Source organism: Planomicrobium stackebrandtii (genome assembly GCF_030814955.1).
GTDB lineage: Bacteria > Bacillota > Bacilli > Bacillales_A > Planococcaceae > Planococcus > Planococcus stackebrandtii.
This window is the reverse complement of the sequence record NZ_JAUSWB010000007.1, coordinates 99,413-116,212: the sequence shown is the minus strand read 5'-3', so window position 1 is coordinate 116,212 and position 16,800 is coordinate 99,413. Positions and strand designations below refer to the sequence as shown.

Annotated in this window: 20 protein-coding genes; 3 read left to right on the top strand and 17 right to left on the bottom strand. The window is 45.7% G+C overall.

The window, feature by feature from the left end:
* Window positions 1-21: 21 nt before the first annotated feature.
* From grpE to lepA, 4 genes are all read right to left on the bottom strand, one after another.
* Window positions 22-627 (bottom strand): nucleotide exchange factor GrpE, encoded by a 606-nt coding sequence (gene grpE / locus QOZ98_RS13980; RefSeq protein ID WP_308788025.1) that lies wholly within the window; start codon window positions 625-627, stop codon window positions 22-24.
* Between the two features lie 17 nt (window positions 628-644).
* On the bottom strand, window positions 645-1,679 hold the full coding sequence (hrcA, locus tag QOZ98_RS13975) for a heat-inducible transcriptional repressor HrcA (RefSeq protein WP_142827780.1): 1,035 nt from the start codon (window positions 1,677-1,679) through the stop codon (window positions 645-647).
* Window positions 1,680-1,769: 90 nt separating this feature from the next.
* Window positions 1,770-2,909, bottom strand: a complete 1,140-nt coding sequence (gene hemW / locus QOZ98_RS13970; protein WP_308788024.1) for a radical SAM family heme chaperone HemW — start codon at window positions 2,907-2,909, stop codon at window positions 1,770-1,772.
* A 59-nt stretch (window positions 2,910-2,968) separates the two neighbouring features.
* Entirely contained in the window at window positions 2,969-4,798 is a 1,830-nt protein-coding gene (lepA, locus tag QOZ98_RS13965) for a translation elongation factor 4 (RefSeq protein ID WP_308788023.1), read from the bottom strand.
* A gap of 215 nt (window positions 4,799-5,013) precedes the next feature.
* Between lepA and rpsT the strand changes: the two genes are divergently transcribed.
* Entirely contained in the window at window positions 5,014-5,262 is a 249-nt protein-coding gene (rpsT, locus tag QOZ98_RS13960; protein WP_006828708.1) for a 30S ribosomal protein S20, read from the top strand.
* Window positions 5,263-5,319: 57 nt separating this feature from the next.
* Here the strand turns inward: rpsT and holA are convergent, their stop codons facing one another.
* Window positions 5,320-6,348 carry a DNA polymerase III subunit delta gene (holA, locus tag QOZ98_RS13955; RefSeq protein ID WP_308788022.1) on the bottom strand — a complete coding sequence of 343 codons (1,029 nt, stop codon included), beginning with the start codon at window positions 6,346-6,348 and terminating at the stop codon, window positions 5,320-5,322.
* A 157-nt stretch (window positions 6,349-6,505) separates the two neighbouring features.
* Here holA and QOZ98_RS13950 point away from each other — a divergent pair, with 157 nt between their 5' ends.
* Window positions 6,506-6,640: a YqzM family protein gene (locus QOZ98_RS13950; protein ID WP_006828710.1), complete on the top strand. Its 135-nt coding sequence runs from the start codon at window positions 6,506-6,508 to the stop codon at window positions 6,638-6,640.
* Window positions 6,641-6,704: 64 nt separating this feature from the next.
* Here the strand turns inward: QOZ98_RS13950 and QOZ98_RS13945 are convergent, their stop codons facing one another.
* The 12 genes from QOZ98_RS13945 to QOZ98_RS13890 form a co-directional block, all read right to left on the bottom strand.
* Window positions 6,705-8,852 (bottom strand): DNA internalization-related competence protein ComEC/Rec2, encoded by a 2,148-nt coding sequence (locus QOZ98_RS13945; RefSeq protein ID WP_308788021.1) that lies wholly within the window; start codon window positions 8,850-8,852, stop codon window positions 6,705-6,707.
* Between the two features lie 125 nt (window positions 8,853-8,977).
* Window positions 8,978-9,550 (bottom strand): ComE operon protein 2, encoded by a 573-nt coding sequence (locus QOZ98_RS13940; RefSeq protein ID WP_142827775.1) that lies wholly within the window; start codon window positions 9,548-9,550, stop codon window positions 8,978-8,980.
* An 80-nt stretch (window positions 9,551-9,630) separates the two neighbouring features.
* Window positions 9,631-10,185 (bottom strand): ComEA family DNA-binding protein, encoded by a 555-nt coding sequence (locus QOZ98_RS13935; RefSeq protein ID WP_308788020.1) that lies wholly within the window; start codon window positions 10,183-10,185, stop codon window positions 9,631-9,633.
* Between the two features lie 202 nt (window positions 10,186-10,387).
* Window positions 10,388-11,113, bottom strand: a complete 726-nt coding sequence (locus tag QOZ98_RS13930; RefSeq protein ID WP_308788019.1) for a class I SAM-dependent DNA methyltransferase — start codon at window positions 11,111-11,113, stop codon at window positions 10,388-10,390.
* Window positions 11,110-11,448 (bottom strand): ribosome silencing factor, encoded by a 339-nt coding sequence (rsfS, locus tag QOZ98_RS13925; RefSeq protein WP_142827773.1) that lies wholly within the window; start codon window positions 11,446-11,448, stop codon window positions 11,110-11,112. Before rsfS ends, QOZ98_RS13930 begins: the two co-directional genes overlap by 4 nt.
* Entirely contained in the window at window positions 11,445-12,020 is a 576-nt protein-coding gene (gene yqeK / locus QOZ98_RS13920) for a bis(5'-nucleosyl)-tetraphosphatase (symmetrical) YqeK (RefSeq protein ID WP_308788018.1), read from the bottom strand. Before yqeK ends, rsfS begins: the two co-directional genes overlap by 4 nt.
* On the bottom strand, window positions 11,998-12,576 hold the full coding sequence (locus tag QOZ98_RS13915; RefSeq protein ID WP_308788017.1) for a nicotinate-nucleotide adenylyltransferase: 579 nt from the start codon (window positions 12,574-12,576) through the stop codon (window positions 11,998-12,000). Before QOZ98_RS13915 ends, yqeK begins: the two co-directional genes overlap by 23 nt.
* Window positions 12,573-12,872: a ribosome assembly RNA-binding protein YhbY gene (gene yhbY / locus QOZ98_RS13910; RefSeq protein ID WP_308788016.1), complete on the bottom strand. Its 300-nt coding sequence runs from the start codon at window positions 12,870-12,872 to the stop codon at window positions 12,573-12,575. The genes QOZ98_RS13915 and yhbY overlap by 4 nt, the downstream gene beginning before the upstream one ends.
* The gene (aroE, locus tag QOZ98_RS13905; RefSeq protein WP_308788015.1) at window positions 12,859-13,686 is read right to left on the bottom strand and encodes a shikimate dehydrogenase; all 828 of its coding nucleotides are present in this window, start codon (window positions 13,684-13,686) and stop codon (window positions 12,859-12,861) included. The genes yhbY and aroE overlap by 14 nt, the downstream gene beginning before the upstream one ends.
* A gap of 11 nt (window positions 13,687-13,697) precedes the next feature.
* Entirely contained in the window at window positions 13,698-14,801 is a 1,104-nt protein-coding gene (gene yqeH, locus QOZ98_RS13900; protein WP_308788014.1) for a ribosome biogenesis GTPase YqeH, read from the bottom strand.
* Window positions 14,798-15,349 (bottom strand): YqeG family HAD IIIA-type phosphatase, encoded by a 552-nt coding sequence (locus tag QOZ98_RS13895; RefSeq protein ID WP_407676713.1) that lies wholly within the window; start codon window positions 15,347-15,349, stop codon window positions 14,798-14,800. Before QOZ98_RS13895 ends, yqeH begins: the two co-directional genes overlap by 4 nt.
* Window positions 15,350-15,357: 8 nt before the next feature.
* Window positions 15,358-16,131: a phosphatidylserine decarboxylase gene (locus QOZ98_RS13890; protein WP_308788012.1), complete on the bottom strand. Its 774-nt coding sequence runs from the start codon at window positions 16,129-16,131 to the stop codon at window positions 15,358-15,360.
* Between the two features lie 95 nt (window positions 16,132-16,226).
* Here QOZ98_RS13890 and pssA point away from each other — a divergent pair, with 95 nt between their 5' ends.
* Window positions 16,227-16,766, top strand: a complete 540-nt coding sequence (pssA, locus tag QOZ98_RS13885) for a CDP-diacylglycerol--serine O-phosphatidyltransferase (RefSeq protein WP_308788011.1) — start codon at window positions 16,227-16,229, stop codon at window positions 16,764-16,766.
* Window positions 16,767-16,800 lie beyond the last annotated feature (34 nt).

Below are 16,800 nucleotides of genomic sequence, written 5' to 3'. Positions count from 1 at the left end.
GTTTAAATTCCTCCAATATTTTTATTCGTTTACTTTTACCATGGCCGGACGAAGTACGCGGCCTTTTAGGATGTAGCCTTTTTGCAATTCCTGTAAAACCGTTCCCGGCTCCGCGGAATCATCCTTTTCCTGCATGACGGCTTGATGGAAATTCGGGTCGAATGGTTCGCCGACCGCTTTGATTTCTTCAAGGCCTTCACGGCTGACAGCTTCAGTCAAGGATTTTTGCACCATTTCGACGCCTTTTAGCAAGGAAGCCGATTCTTCGCTGTTCGTTTTGAGCGATAAGGCGCGCTCAAAATTGTCCAGTACTGGCAGCAGATCCGCCAGCAAGGATTGAGAACGGAATTTATTGGCGATTTCTTTATCTTTTTGAGTACGCCGTTTGAAATTATCATAATCAGCCAAAAGGCGCAAATATTTGTTTTGTTCAGCTTCAAGCTGCTGGCGAAGCTCTTCCGCTTCATCCACAGGTTCTGGTTCTTCTGCACCGGAAGGATCAGTTGCGGATGTTTCTGCATCCGTTAATTCCGCCTGTTCTTCTGCTTCCAGAACCGGTTCTTTCACTTCTACATCTTCAGTTGCTGCATGTTCTTCTGTTTTAAGTGGTTTAATTTTTTTAGGCAATTCTGTTCCTCCTTTGTTCACGTACCTTTAAACATACGGGTCAGTTCTTTCGACAAATCGCCGCTTAACAAATCCAATATGGAAACGATGCGTTTATAATCCATCCGTTTCGGACCGATGATAGCGATTGACCCTGTCTGTTCTTCACCGATATTATACGACACCGTGATGACACTGCAGTCTTCCATTGCCGACAGCGCATTTTCCGAGCCGATGCGAATGTGGAGGCCTTGGCTTCCCACTGGCAGGATCATCGGAATATGCTTGGCTTCTTCCATCACATCCATCAAATCCCTGATTTTTTGAAGATCATGGAAATCCGGCTGTTTCAGGATGTTCAGCTTGCCGCCGTAATAGATATTTTCATCATCATGCGGCAGCAGTACCGCTTTCCTGAATGTATGGAAAAGTTCGCCGTAGCGCTCTACATGCTGCTTTAAAATGGTCAGAGTCTCTTGTTCAAGCCGCAAATGCAAGTTGTTCAGCGACACACCAACAAGCCGCTCATTGAGGATATTGGCCATTTTTTCAATATCCGATGGATTTAGGCCTGGCGGAATGGAAAATATACGATTTTCCACATGCCCTGAATCGGTTACGATGATCGCAACCGCCGTGTCTTGCGTCAATGGAACAATCGACAGCTTTTTGACAATGTGCCTGCGCACATCAGGACCCAATAAAATGGACGTGTAATTGGTCAGTTCCGAAAGAATCATCGCAGAGCGCTTGATGACTTGCTCTGTCTCTGTCAGCTTCTCTTCGAAAACCGAGCGCAATTGCACAATGTCCTGCTGCGGAAGCGGCCTTGGCGTCAGCAGGTGGTCGACGTAATAACGGTATCCCTTCTCAGAAGGAATGCGTCCGGAAGACGTATGGGTTTTTTCCAGAAAGCCCATGCTTTCCAAATCCGCCATTTCATTGCGGATGGTCGCCGGACTGAAAGAAATTCCGGCTTTTTTGGAGAGTTGGTTCGATCCTACCGGCTGCGCTGATTGAATGTAATCATCTACTGTCACCTTTAAGATGAGCAGTTGCCGTTCTGTTAACATGATCATCACCTCTGTTAGCACTCTACGTACCCGAGTGCTAATACTACATTAAAATTAACAAATATAATGATCCTTGTCAACGGAAGAGCTTTATGCCAATAAAAATTGTTCAAACACTTCATTGCCGACAAATCGGCCTTTTCGGGTCAAACGAACAAAGCCTCCGGAAATCTCCAAGTTTTCCTTGGCAATTTCTTTATCTAAGATGTTGCCATAAACATCCTGTATCGGCTTTTGGAATTTTTCCTGGAAATGAATGAGCGACACGCCAGAAGTTTTCCGCAGTCCTAAAAACATTTCTTCTTCCATCTTTTCATGGACTGGCACTTCGTGTGTATTTAGAATTGGCCGTTCACCTGCGTCCAACGGTGCCATGTATTTTTTCAATGGCCCCGCATTCGAATAGCGGACGCCGTCCACATAGCCATGCGCCCCAGCTCCAACACCGATATATTCGACGTTGTCCCAATACAATAGGTTGTGGTGGGATTCGTGTCCGGGACGCGCGAAGTTGGAAATTTCATATTGCTTCAAACCGCGGATGTCCATTTCATTCATCAGCTTCTCGTACATATCGGCTTCCAAATCTTCTGTCACCGTATTCAATTTCCCTTTAGTCATCAAATTATAAAACACGGTTTTTGGTTCGATGATCAACGAATAGGCAGAGAAATGCGGCAGGTCAAATGCAAATGCCTGCTCGAGCGTATCGTCCCATTGCTGCATTGTTTGTCCAGGCAATCCGTACATCAAATCAAAGCTCAAATTTTCAAAGCCGACCAGACGGGCTGAATCAACTGCTCGTTCGACATCTGAGTTGCTATGGGTTCGTCCAAGCCGTTTCAGCAAATCTTCGTCGAACGACTGGACGCCCATGCTCAGGCGGTTGACGCCCCCGTCAAACAGCACCTGCATCTTGTCTTTCGTCAGTTCGTCCGGGTTCGCTTCTGAAGTCCACTCGAGGTTGGCAGCCATCGGCACATAGCGGTGAATATAGCCCAGCAGCTTTTCCAATTGTGCTGGGGTAAGAGACGTGGGAGTTCCCCCTCCCAGAAAGATGGTTTCAAGCGGGTGGTCGAGTGCTCCCTGCTGTTTCCATAAAGCCAGCTCTTTTCCCACCGAATCGATATAGGCATCTACGGGCTGGTCTTTGAAAAAGACTTTATTGAAATCGCAGTAAAAACAAATTTGGTGGCAGAATGGAATATGGATGTACAATCCCTTAACCATTTTATTTCCTCTTTTCTAATAAGAAAAGGAGGCTGAAATTCCGGCCTCCTTTTTTTCGTTTATTTTGATTGGTCGTCCATTTTCAGGATCGCCATGAATGCTTCTTGCGGCACTTCAACAGATCCTACTTGCTTCATGCGTTTCTTGCCTTCTTTTTGCTTGTCGAGAAGTTTCCGTTTACGGGAAATATCTCCCCCGTAACATTTGGCAAGAACATTTTTGCGCATCGCGCTGATGGTTTGGCGCGCAACGATCTTCTGGCCAATTGCGGCTTGGATCGGCACTTCAAACTGCTGGCGCGGAATCAGATTCTTGAGTTTATCGACAATAACTTTGCCGCGTTCATAGGCAAAATCACGGTGAACGATAAAGCTTAGTGCATCTACTTGCTCAGTGTTCAAAAGAATATCCATCTTCACAAGCTTGGACTCTTTGTAGCCGATCAGCTCGTAGTCAAATGAAGCGTAGCCTTTTGTTCCTGACTTTAACTGGTCGAAGAAATCGTAGACGATTTCAGCAAGCGGCAGCTCATAAATGATGCTGACACGGCTGTCATCGACGTAATCCATTGTCATGAAATTGCCGCGTTTTTTCTGGCAGATTTCCATAACTGCACCGACATAATCATTCGGCACCATAACAGTGGCCTTGACGTAAGGCTCTTCAACCATCTGGATTTTCTGTGCATCCGGCATCATGGCGGGGTTATCAATTTTTAGAACTTCCCCGTCCGTCATGTGGACATCGTAAATTACACTTGGCGCAGTCGTGATCAAATCAATGTTAAATTCACGCTCAATGCGTTCCTGGATAATCTCCATGTGCAGCAAGCCCAGGAAACCGCAACGGTAGCCAAAACCAAGTGCCTGTGAAGATTCCGGTTCAAACTGAAGTGCGGCATCGTTCAATTCCAGCTTTTCCAGTGCATCGCGCAGATCATTGTATTTCGATGTATCAATTGGGTACAGACCGCAGTAGACCATCGGGTTTAAGCGGCGGTAGCCAGGCAACGCTTCTGTTGCTGGATTGTTAGCCAGCGTAATCGTGTCGCCGACTGTTGAATCGCCAACATTTTTAATGGCCGCTGTCAGGAAACCAACATCGCCAACCGTCAATTCGTCACGCAAAATAGCATGCGGGGTGAAAACACCCGCTTCAATCACTTCAAATTCTTTTCCGGAAGCCATCATTTTGATGCGGTCTCCAGGTTTTACGGTTCCTTCGACAATCCGGATATACGCAACAATGCCGCGGTATGGATCGTAAAGAGAATCAAAGATTAACGCTTTTAACGGTGCGCCTGGATCACCGGTTGGCGCCGGGACTTTTTCGACGATCTGCTCGAGAATATCTTCAATCCCAATTCCCGCTTTTGCTGATGCCAATACAGCTTCAGAGGCATCCAAACCGATAACTTCTTCAATCTCGTGGCGGACGCGTTCCGGATCAGCTGCAGGCAAGTCGATTTTATTGATGACCGGAAGAATTTCCAAATCATTATCCAAAGCCAGATAGACGTTTGCCAGTGTCTGTGCTTCAATTCCTTGGGCTGCATCGACAACTAATACTGCGCCTTCACAAGCTGCAAGGCTTCGTGATACCTCGTAAGTGAAGTCGACATGTCCCGGTGTGTCGATTAAATGCATAATATAAATTTCTCCGTCTTTCGCTTTGTAATTAAGCTGGACGGCATTTAATTTAATGGTAATGCCACGTTCCCGTTCAAGATCCATGGAATCCAGTGACTGTGCTTTCATTTCTCGGGAAGTCAGCGCTTCCGTCATTTCTAAAATTCGGTCTGCAAGCGTAGACTTGCCATGGTCAATGTGCGCAATAATCGAGAAGTTGCGGATTTTGCTTTGCCGGGATAATCTTTCCTCATTATTCATTCTCTTCACTCCTATATAAACTACTATGAATTATAGCAGTACAGCACACATTGAGCAATGAAAGCTCCTGAAATCATTTAACTGTCAAGTGAAACTTCTTTGCACGTAACTATTGCATTCCTTTCGCTGATTTGATAAAATAACTCATGTTGTATAGAGACATTAAAGAGTTGGGATGATTTCCTCTCTTTCATATTGTCTAGGAGGTGAAAGATATGCCAAACATTAAATCTGCAATCAAACGTGTGCGTACGAACGACACTAAAAACGCTCAAAACTCACATGTAAAATCAGCAATGCGTTCTTCTATTAAGAAAGCTGAAACAGCTTTGACTAACAAAGACGATAACGCTAGCGATACTGTAAAAGCGGCGATTAAACAGGTGGAAAAAGCGGCTTCTAAAGGCTTGATCCATAAAAACACTGCAGCTCGTAAAAAAGCTCGCTTGATGAAACAAGCGTAAAACATTTAAAAAGCCGGTTCCCCTTAAAAGGGAGCCGGCTTTTTTCTATATATATATTTAACGCTGTGCCTGCCCGCCCCGCTTCATCAGGAAAAACTCCAGGATGCGGTCGCGATTGCCGCTGAGTGTTTTCAGCTGCAAGTCGATTTCGGCCAAATCACCAAGCACCTGCAGCAGCCTTTTTTCGGAAATCTGCTGGCGTTTTTCGACCAATAGTTTGACTCGATATGGATGCGCCTTTAATTGTTTGGAAATTTGCTGTGCGTGATAGCCTTTTTTCTGCAAATAATACACTTGAATCATGAAACGGATTTGCGATGCCAATAATGCCGTCAGTGCTACCGGCTCCTCTTTTTGCCGCAACAGGTCGTAATACACGCTGAGCGCCCCGCTGATGTTGCCATCGAGGTACGACTGCAGCATCTTGAAAGCGTCCTGTTCGAGTGTCCGGGCTGTCATCCTTTCCACAAGGTCCACGGTGATGTCTTCATCTGTTGATCCGAGATATAAGGACATCTTCTCAATTTCTGACGACAACAGCGTCAAGTTGGTGCCGGCCATCTCCATTAGCTTTTGCGCAGCTTTCAGGTCGATGCCTTTGCCAAAACTTTTCGCTTCGTGCATCAGCCAGCTTTCCAGATCGTTTGTCTGCAATGATTTAGCTTCCACCAATACGGTGTGCTGCTTTATCAGCTTGGTCACTTTTTTTCGTTCATCCAGTTTTTCATAAGGCGCTACGAAAATTGTGACTGAACTTCCCGGCGGATGCTCAAGCCAGGATTCCAATGCCTTCAAGTCATGGTTGATTTTTTCTTTGCCGCGCTCTGCCGCTTTCAGAAACGACGCATTCCGCGCAATGATCAGTTTGCGGTCGCTAAAGAACGGAATGGTATCAGCTTCGTCGATGACGTGTTCGACAGGCACTTCGTCCAAATCAAAAAAAGTCAGCTCCAGCTCTCCGCGGTCCGTCAATTTATCTTTTAATAAATCCAAGGTTTTTTCAATAAAATAGCTTTCTGTTCCCACAATGAGATAAACAGGTTCTATTTGTCCGCTGCGTATGGATTTCCACACGGAAGTAATCATCGTATCAGCCTCCCCTCTCTCTACTATATCGGATTTTTACCGCTTTGGGTATTTGACAGTTATGTGTCGGCGCGTAAATTCATCCTTTTAAGTTTACTTCAATCTAGATTTTTGCGTTGGCTTCGCTTATAATTAGAAGGAATTAGGAGGGATTTCAATGAATGAATTTGAACAGAATGTACAGTCCAAGCGTAACGATGCAATTGACGCAGGTATGGGCTTTGTCGTATCCTTTGGATTTTTCGCCCTTATCTTTATCATCGCTGGAGTTGTACAATTCGCAGCACGGTAATTAAATCAAAAAAGGTTCCTGGTCTAATGACCGGAACCTTTTTTTGTTGCCTTTTTATCATTTGTCACCTCATCGTCTCCAGCTCCAGCTCTCCATCATCATAAAGCAATCGGATGGTGCCGTTTTCTGCAGTGTTCAACGTCTTGAGCTTCATTTCAGCGAATCGTTCCACCACTTCCGCACTCGGGTGGCCGTAGCGATTGTCTGCACCCGTTGAGAAAATCGACAGTCCCGGCTTGAGCGCAGTTAAAAATTCCTCGCTGCTGGACGTCTTGCTGCCATGATGCCCCACTTTCAGCACCGTCAGCCCCGAAAGTTCCCTGCCATAAGGCGCAAGCAGCTCTTTCTCACCATCCGCCTCCAAGTCACCCGTGAATAAAACACGATAATCTCCAGTTTTCATCAGCAGTACCAGCGAATCATTATTGCCCTCGTATTTGCCATCCACCGGAGACAGATAAGCAAACTGCGTTTCTCCAACAGTCCAGTTCGATCCTCTACCTGGAAAAACCACTTGGGCTTCTGCTGCGTCCGGGGCGAGGTCGATCATTAATGCATTTGATGCAGAACCCGGTGTCAGATGAAGCTCATCGACTGCAAAAAGCCCAAAAATTTCTTCAGCCCCTTCGGCATGGTCCGCATCCGGATGGGAAATGATAAAAGTATCGATAGTTGAAATGCCGTTGCCTTTCAAATAAGGTGCCACAACCTGCCGGCCGATTTCGTATGGCCGTTTCTTCTTTTTAAAAGCTTCCGTATCAAATCGCAGCACCCCACCGCTGTCAATCAAGTAAACAGCCCTTCTGTGAGGCAATTCGATCAGTGCGCTGTCTCCTTGACCGACATCCAGGAAAGTTACCTTCAAGCGCGGATCGAGATAAGGCCATGCAGTGAACACTATGGCCGGCACTAAGATAATCAGCAGCTGCCGCACACGGAATTTCCGCTCAGCTGCACAATAAAACAAATAGACACTAGCTGTCAGCAGCACTACCATAAAAAATTCTGGTTTTCCCGGATTCCACAGCTGATAGGGCAATCCTGCCAGCCAAACCATAAACTGGTCGATCCCGTCTCGCAAAGGCTTATAAAAGTAGAACACTACTTCTGCAGCCGGCTGAAATAGTGCCGTCAAAAAAAGCAGCAAAAAATTGGCTGGCAGGATCACCACTGTGAACAAAGGGACAAACAGGCTGTTGACTACAAACGCCGACAGCGACAGCTCATAAAAGTGAAACAGCAGCAAAGGATACAATGTCATCTGCGAAATAAAGGTAATGAGAAATCCTGTTTTCACAGAAGATTGAATGCCTCCTAGAAACTTTAGCGAGTAAATAATGCCAAATGTCGCACCGTATGACAACTGAAAACCAATTTTGTACATTGCGTATGGATTCCATAGCATGAAGACGATCATACTGGTTAACATAATAATCGCAATAGGTAACCGAAAGCCGAACAGCCTTCCTGCCAATACAACAGATACCATGCTGACTGCCCGCCAAACAGATGGTGCGCCACCCGCTATGATGGCGTAAAGCGGCAGGACAATGAGCAATATGATAATGGCAGTCTCTTTTCGGACATGGAGACGGATGAGAATTACATACAGCAAACCCGATGCAATTCCAACATGAAGTCCGGAAATGGCAAATAAATGAGAAATTCCAAGAGTTTGATGCACGCGCTGATCTTCTGGATCCATATTTTCCCGCTCTCCAATCAGCAAAGCTTCCGCTTCTGCCGCAAGACTTTCAGGAAAATGCTCCCGTATATGGTGCTTTACTGCATCCCTTCTGCCTAACAGCCGATTGGTCCACGTATCATTTGCCTTGGCTGTGTGAATCGACTGTACCGCCAATAATGAAGCGGCCCCATTTTGTTTCAGGTAGTCAGCCATATCAAATGCATAGCGGTGCGAAGGCGGAGATGGTGCTTCAAAAATACCAGAAACTTGGAATACCGATTGATCCACCAGGCTTTCCATCGCTAGCTTTTCTTCTTCTGAATTCACACGGTACCGGGCATAAACGACCGTTCCATCTGCTAAGGATGCAAATCCTCTCAGGCTGTCGCCGTCGATTACTGCACCAGCCCGATATGTCAGATTTCCAGAATAGGGCTGGGAATAGTCAAAATGGTCTTGGCTTCGAAAATCCTGAACCAAGAATACAGCGCAGGCAAATAAAAAAATGCCGATGACAAGCAACATGCTTTCTCTTTTCCAGCCCATCCAACAAAAAAGCAGCGCCATGAACACGAGTTGAACCGCTGTTTCATGCGCTGCATATGTGGCAAGGGCTGTTGCCGCTGCCAGGTATAGAAAAATATTGGCTGTTACACTTCGATTTCTCCGAATAATTGGTTCACCCGTTCGTTATAATGGGCCAATTCTTCTTCACTTCCGCCTTTTTCCCGCAACTTCTCCAATAGTTCGATGTATAGAGCCGACTTTTCAACACTTAAAAAGTCGATTTTCCGCTCATCAAATACCACTTGCACTACTTCTACCCCGGCTTGTTCCAATAGCTCGATAGCATATTCGTGGTTTTTATAGTCGGTAGCATAATAGAGTCGGGAAATGCCTGACTGAATGATTGATTTTGTACATTGGAGGCATGGGAAATGACTGACGTACATATCGGCTCCATTGACGCTGACGCCATATTTTGCACATTGCAGCAACGCATTCATTTCTGCATGGATTGTCCGGACGCAATGTCCATCGACTACATAGCAGCCTTTATCGATGCAATGGTCGCCTCCTGAAATCGACCCGTTGTAGCCGCCCGCCATGATTCTCCGGTCGCGCACAATGGTCGCTCCGACAGCCAGACGCGTACATGTGCTTCTAAGTGCCAGTAAATGGCTTTGCGCCATGAAGAATTGGTCCCAAGTTATTCGCTTCATTTAATTGCCTCCTGCTTGTGTAGTTAAAATAAGTGTAGCAGAGGCAACAGTTTCGTCAACCGTCTTTTGTTTTACTCTCTTTATTTAGCGGTGATTAGATCTTTTAATTGTTCAAAAGTCTTGTCGCCAATTCCAGTGACTTCCGTCAGTTCTTCTGGTGTCTTAAACTTTCCAGCTTCGTCTCTGTACGCAAGGATCGCAGCTGCTTTAGAAGGGCCAATGCCCGGCAGTTCCATTAATTGGGCTTCCGTTGCCGTGTTGATGTTGATGACGCTGCTGCCGCCTGCTGAAGCAGCCTGTGCTGTTGCAGGCACCACGGCTTCTTCGCCTGCTGCGGGGACATAAAGACTCGTTTCATCCACGACAATCAGCGCTAAATTGATGGCACGGCTGTCTGCTTCAGGCGTAAATCCGCCCGCAGCATCTATAGCAGCCTGCATGCGGGATCCTGCCGGAAGTTCGTAGACACCCGGATTTGCCACTTGGCCTTTTATATCAATCATCAATGTTGCAGCAATTTCGGGATTTTCGGTTTCAGGGGTTTCTGTCTGCTGAGGGGATTCAGCGTTGATCAATTCGAGCGAAGCAGCAGGAGCTGTTTCCGGCTCCTCTTGTGGAAAGAAGAAGTAAATCAATAGCAGCGCAATGGCAGCAGCGGGGATCAGCAGCCATGCAGGTTTGTTCTGAAGATCGGAAAGTTTCAGGTGGCATTCCTCATTTCTTCAGGAGGCAATTAAATGGAAGCTGTTTGAATTATATAATAATTAGAATATGCTTGTCTATTCTTTTTTGAATAGATAAAAACCACCTGCAAGATGCAGATGGTTTTGGCCGATCTTATTTTTTTCTGGCATGAAAGAAAATGCGTTCGCTTTCTTCATCTGGAGATTCATCTGAAAAATCTGCGGTAACTGACTCCACAGAAAATCCCGCTGCTTCCAGCCATTTCAGATAAACGTCGACCGGGAAGGTCTGCTGCTCATGGGTTTCTTCAAAACGTTCGAACAACTCATTGTGGCGGACGAAAAATGTCATGTCATGAATTACGCTGTGTTCCGCTTCACCTGGCTCGGTATGCCAAATATAAGCAATTTCTTCCGCATCGTAGACAAACGGACTATCCATGTAAAGCACATCCACTTTAAAAACAGAATGCACATCAAAGAAAAAATGGCCGCCTGAATTTAATGCGCTATGGATTTCTTTGAACGTCTGCTGGACCTGCTGGCCGCTCTGCAAATAATTCAGTGAATCGATGGCGATCGTGACAACATCAAATCCTTCCAGCCCCTCCAGGTTGTCCATGGACAATTGGAGCACCGGAATCGATTGGTTCGCTTCCTGGAAACGCTGATTGGCAACCGTCAGCATGTCTTCAGACAAATCACTGGCGGTTACATCATAGCCCATTTCAGCAAAAAGCTGTGACAATGTGCCGGTCCCGCACGCCACATCCAGCAATTTGCCGGACGGAACGCGGGAAGCGACCCACTCCACATACTTTTCATAAGGAATATCCTCCATCAGCCCATCATAGACTGCGGCAAATTTTCCGTATTTCATATTTCCATTTGCGGAGCTTCTCTCCACAGGCGTTCAAGATTGTAGTATGAGCGTTCGTCTTTATGGAATACGTGTGCCACTACATCACCAAGATCGACAAGGATCCAGCGTGCCGAATCAAATCCTTCAACACTTTTCACTTCATGGCCTTCTTCATGGGCTTTATCCATAATTTCTTTTGCAATCGATTGAACCTGGCGATCGGAGTTTCCTGTGCAGATAACGAAAAAGTCAGCCAACAGCGAAATTCCCTCCATATTCAACACAACGATGTCTTCTGCTTTTTTATCTTCTGCAGCGTTATACGCCACTTGTAGTAAAGTTTCTTTAGTCATTCTTTCACTTTCCCTTTCTGTTGCACGAAGTAGTTGTAACACTTCAGTGAATCCGGAAATACCGGTTGATTTTTCGATACTAAAAATTCGATGGAATGTTTGACCGAGGCTTCCATCATAACATCCAATCCTTGTTCTTTTAATTGTCGCAATTCTTCAACACCTGAAAATTTGCGGTTTGGCTCAATCAAATCAGCAATATAGACCACTTTTTCCAAATCGGACATATCTTCTCGGCCCGTCGTGTGGTAGCGAATGGCATTCAAGACGTCTTCATCTTCTACGCCAAACTCAGTTTTCGCTAAATAAGCGCCAACCGGGGCATGCCAAAGTTCCGCATGATACTGGAGCAATAACGGATCCATCTTTTCAGAGACAATAATGGATTTCATCCAGTCCCGATCTGAAAACTTGGCAACATCATGGAGAATTGCCGCGACTTCTGCATTATCTAAAGATACATTAAATTCTCTTGCCAGCTCTATCGCCGTATCCACGACACCGAGCACATGCGTAAAGCGTTTTTCAGGAAGCCGTTCTTTGACAGTTTCAAGCATTTGGCTGTGATCCATATAAACGCTCCTTTCGAATAAACCTTTCCACTTTTTCCGGCACTAAAAAAGTGAGCGGCCGATCAGCGGCAGCGCGTTCTCTCAACATCGTAGATGACAGCAGCAATTCAGGCGAGTCGATCATCATGACCGGATAAGGCGTCTCAGTATTATACCCCGGACGCTTAACGCCGATAAAGCGAACGAACTCCACCAAATCATCAATGCGATGCCAGGTGGGCAAACCCTCTACCATATCTCCCCCGATAATGAAGAAAAACTCCGTGTCAGGTTCCTGTTCGGTCAGCTTTGTCAGCGTGTCGAATGAATAGGATACTCCGCCGCTTTTGACTTCTGCATCTTCCACTTTAAAATGAGAGTAGCCTGAAATCGCCAGTTGGGTCATCATCAATCGCTGCTGCGCACTGGCTCCTGCCACTTCCTTATGAGGTGCAATAAAATTAGGCATGAAGCGCACTTCGTCCAATCCGGCTGAATGGTACGCTTCATTGGCCATGATCAAATGGCCGAGATGAGGCGGATTAAAAGTTCCGCCCAATATCCCTACTTTTTTCATCTTTTAACCGGCAACTCGATCTTTTTGTTATGGACCGATTGCTTGTAAAGGATCACTGTATGGCCAATCAATTGAACCAATTGTGATTTTGTGCCTTTGGCAAGAGCTTTTGCCACTTCATCTTTGCCGTCTTCATTGTTTTGAAGAATGCTGATTTTTACCAACTCACGCTTTTCCAATGCTTCTTTGATCTGCACGAGCATCGCTTCGTTGACGCCGCCTTTGCCTACCTGGAAAATCGGTGCAAGGTGATGCGCTTCGCTTCTCAAAAAGCTTTTTTGTTTAGTTGTTAACATAAGTGCCTCCTAGTTTTTCTGTGACCAATTTGATCATTTTTTCTGTATCCGGCTGTACGCCCGTCCATTTTTCAAATGCAATTGCTCCTTGATAAACGAACATGCCTACACCGTTTAATGTGACGCAGTTTTTTTCTTCTGCCTTTTTCAAAAGGGGCGTTTCCAGCGGATTGTAAATAATATCCGCCACCAAAGTTCCAGCAGTGACCCGTTCCAAGGAAATCGGCAATGCTTCGTCAGCAGCCAAGCCGACAGATGTCGTTTGAATGAGGACTGCAAATTCGTTCAGGCTTTCTTCTGAAGATGCAAGCGTTATAGCCGAGCCACCAGTTTCAGCAGCCAGTTCTTCTGCGCGCCGGAATGTCCGGTTGGTAATGGTAACATCCGTAAATCCTGCGCGCTTAAGGGCAAAAGCAATGCCTCTCGCCGCACCGCCGGCTCCGATCAGCAGCACTTTGGATGTTTTATCGACAGAGTGAACGAGCATCGACCGAACGAAACCATCTCCATCGGTATTGGAACCGACATAACGGGTTCCATCAGAATGCACCGTGTTGACTGCATTCATTTGCATGGCGCTTTCTTCCAGCTTGACGAGCAACGGCACGATGGACTGCTTGTGCGGAAGCGTGATATTAAAACCGCTGATACCCAACAACTTCATGGCTTCAAACGATTTTTCGAGCTGTGACGGTTCCACATGAATGGGAATATAAGCAGCATCTATGCCGTGCTCATTAAACCACGAATCATGCATAAATGGGGACAAGGAATGGGCAATCGGGTCACCGATCACCGCGTACCATTTCTTCATCTAAAAACCTCCTAGATTAAAGATGGGCGCAATATTACTTCTACACCTTTAGGTGCATGGGCTGCAATGACAGCATTGCCGTGCTGAATGGTAATCCAGCCAAGTCCAGAAAAGACGATATCGGTTTTTGCATCCTTGACACTGAACTCATGGCGGACCAGCTCAGGAAAATCATCTTTATACTCCGCTGAAGGCGGTGCCAGCATATCACCCAAGTGCTGCTCATACAAGGCATTCGCGTTGTCCAGTTTAGTCCGGTGGATGGGCAGATCGTTGGCAATATGGACAGTAAAGGAAGAGCGTTCTCCTTGAATAAAGTCAAAGCGCGCCAAACCGCCAATAAATAGCGTTTGCTCTGCATTTAATTGGAAGACCCGCGGCTTGATTTCTTTTTTTGGCATGATTTGCTTTAAATCTGCCGTCTGAAGATGGTGTGCCAATTGGTGATGGTTGATGATGCCTGGCGTATCAAACAATGAACGTTTGTCGTCCAATGGAATTTCGATCATATCCAAAGTTGTTCCCGGGAAATGTGATGTCGTGATAACATCTGCTTGCCCAGTCGCCTGTTTGATGACGCGGTTGATGAACGTGGATTTTCCGACATTTGTACAGCCGACCACATAGACATCTTTGCCTTTGCGGTATTTTTCAATCGCTTCCATGGCTTCTGCAATTCCAGTTCCTTTATGCGCACTGACCGTCAAAATATCAATCGGCTGCAATCCCAGTTTACGGGCTTCCTGTTTCATCCAGTGGATCAATTTATGCTGCTTGACCGATTTCGGCAGCAGATCCGCTTTATTGGCAATCAACAAGATGTCGTTATTTCCGACAAAACGGTGCAAGCCTGGAAGCCAGCTGCCGTTAAAGTCAAAAATATCGACAATTTTCACTATCAGGCCATCGCGTTCTCCCAGACCGTTTAAGATACGAAGAAAATCATCGTCCGTTAAAGAAACCGGTTGAAGTTCATTGTAATTTTTCAGGCGGAAACAGCGTTGGCAAATAATTTCCTCTTTTTCCAATGAAGACGGCGGAGCGTATCCTACTTCTTCTTTGTTTTGGGTTTGAATCTGTACACCGCATCCGATGCAAGTTGGCATTTCACTCAATTTTCTTCCTCCCACATCAATTGTCCTTTATCTTTCAATCTCTTCATGATTCTGCGTTCGACTTTGCGGTTAAAGCGTGTGAAAAAACCATCCGACTGAGCCACAGGCAAAACCAGAATCGTGTGCATTTTATTCAGATTGCCGCCGAAAATATCCGTCAGCATTTGATCTCCGATTACTACAACCTGTTCACGTTTGGCTTCCATGATACGAAGCGCTTTACGGAAAGCACGTCCCATCGGTTTACGGGCCTGGTGGATAAATGGTATTCCTAAAGGATCTGCGAACGACTTGACGCGCAACTCCTTATTATTGGAAACAATGACTACTTGAATCCCGGCATCTTTCATTGACTTGAGCCATTCAACCAATTTTGGTGTCGCATCCGGTCGATCCCACTCCACTAGGGTGTTATCCAAATCGGTAATGATTCCTTTAATATTTTTTTCAATCAAAGTTTCCGGCTTAATGTCAAAAACTTCTTTTACGTATTGGCTTGGTACAAAATTTCGATACAATGCTACCCACTCCTGTTTTCCGAACTTAATGCTATTGATTATATCATATTTCCTAGCGCTTCTCCCACCTTGATCCGTTGGCCGGCAGACATATCTTCGACAAATTTGATGGAATTCTTCTCAAAAAACAACACAACAGTGGAGCCGAAACTGAAATAGCCCACTTCGTCCCCCTTTTCCCAGTCGCTTCCGGTGTTTGTCAGCTGGATGGAATTTACGAACATTGCGCCGACTTTGACTACCAGCATCCTGCCGAATGCCGTTTCCAGTTCCGTGATCATACGATAATTGCCGCTGATCGGTGCTTTGCCATATTGTAGTCCAGCCGCATTGACTGGATACGATTTTTTTCCAAGAACATATTGCTTATTCACTTTTCCGTCAGCTGGACTGTGAATACGGTGATAATCAGCTGGCGATAAATACAGCACGGCATAGTTGCCATCCTGGTATTGTTCCGCCAATGCTCCGTCACCCAACAGGTCCTCTAGTGAATAGGACTGGCTTTTCACTAGGAACCGGGTACCTTGCTGCAGGCCCCCAGCAATTTCAATTTTTCCGTCTACAGGGGAAACAACCGGCGCATTTGCCACTGGCCGGCTGGCTTTGGACAATTTTCGGACAAAAAAATCATGAAGAGTTGGAAATGCAGCCACTGGTTTTTCGACTTCCTCCACTGAAATCTGATAGGCTTTAATATAGCCGGGTATGAACCTGCGGCTGTTTTTGGATTGAGCAAACTGTCGAATCAAGTTCGAAGTGACTGCTCCATTCGTCAGTTCGATTGATCGCTGGTACATGTATTTTTTCATAGAGAAGCCTCCGTCGCTAAAATAGTCTACCATTTTTTTACCTTTCACAGTATAATAGAGTGAACAAGTTTACAAAAAAGAAGGAGTGTTTTCCATTGTTAATAACAGAAAAAATGGATCACACCATAAAAAAGCTGAGGTCACAGACCGCTAATACCATCACAATCGGCAATATGCTGTTTGGCGGGGCTTCTCTCATGGCCACTTTAAATGGATCTTATAGCTATAGCGTGCTATTTATATTTATTGCGGCTTTTCTAGACCGCTTTGACGGTATGGTGGCAAGAAAGTTTAATCAGGAATCTGATTTAGGAAAACAGCTCGATTCGATGAGTGACATAATCTCTTTTGGTGTTGCACCCGCAATTTTAATTTACCAGCTTGTCTTATCGGACTTTGGCGTGATCGGCATGGTCTTCACCGTTCTTTATATTTCGTGCGGGGGATTCCGGTTGGCACGGTTTAACATCTCAGATGCTACGGGATATTTTACCGGTTTGCCAATTACCGCAGCCGGTACCATCATCACTTTATCTTATTTCGGACTGCCGATCCTTTCGCCGGTCGTCTACATGTTCCTGTTCGTTATATGTTCTTTATTGATGGTCAGTACATTTACCTTGAAAAAAGTGTAGTAAAAAGCTGAGTGACGTTGAGAAAACGTCCTCA

Coding starts and splice junctions, on each gene's coding strand:
- hrcA (WP_142827780.1), bottom strand. CDS start 1,679: ATGTTAACAGAACGGCAACTGCTCATCTTAAAGGTGACAGTAGATGAT.
- hemW (WP_308788024.1), bottom strand. CDS start 2,909: ATGGTTAAGGGATTGTACATCCATATTCCATTCTGCCACCAAATTTGT.
- lepA (WP_308788023.1), bottom strand. CDS start 4,798: ATGAATAATGAGGAAAGATTATCCCGGCAAAGCAAAATCCGCAACTTC.
- rpsT (WP_006828708.1), top strand. CDS start 5,014: ATGCCAAACATTAAATCTGCAATCAAACGTGTGCGTACGAACGACACT.
- holA (WP_308788022.1), bottom strand. CDS start 6,348: ATGATTACTTCCGTGTGGAAATCCATACGCAGCGGACAAATAGAACCT.
- QOZ98_RS13950 (WP_006828710.1), top strand. CDS start 6,506: ATGAATGAATTTGAACAGAATGTACAGTCCAAGCGTAACGATGCAATT.
- QOZ98_RS13945 (WP_308788021.1), bottom strand. CDS start 8,852: ATGTTGCTTGTCATCGGCATTTTTTTATTTGCCTGCGCTGTATTCTTG.
- QOZ98_RS13940 (WP_142827775.1), bottom strand. CDS start 9,550: ATGAAGCGAATAACTTGGGACCAATTCTTCATGGCGCAAAGCCATTTA.
- QOZ98_RS13930 (WP_308788019.1), bottom strand. CDS start 11,113: ATGAAATACGGAAAATTTGCCGCAGTCTATGATGGGCTGATGGAGGAT.
- rsfS (WP_142827773.1), bottom strand. CDS start 11,448: ATGACTAAAGAAACTTTACTACAAGTGGCGTATAACGCTGCAGAAGAT.
- yqeK (WP_308788018.1), bottom strand. CDS start 12,020: ATGGATCACAGCCAAATGCTTGAAACTGTCAAAGAACGGCTTCCTGAA.
- QOZ98_RS13915 (WP_308788017.1), bottom strand. CDS start 12,576: ATGAAAAAAGTAGGGATATTGGGCGGAACTTTTAATCCGCCTCATCTC.
- yhbY (WP_308788016.1), bottom strand. CDS start 12,872: ATGTTAACAACTAAACAAAAAAGCTTTTTGAGAAGCGAAGCGCATCAC.
- aroE (WP_308788015.1), bottom strand. CDS start 13,686: ATGAAGAAATGGTACGCGGTGATCGGTGACCCGATTGCCCATTCCTTG.
- QOZ98_RS13890 (WP_308788012.1), bottom strand. CDS start 16,131: ATGAAAAAATACATGTACCAGCGATCAATCGAACTGACGAATGGAGCA.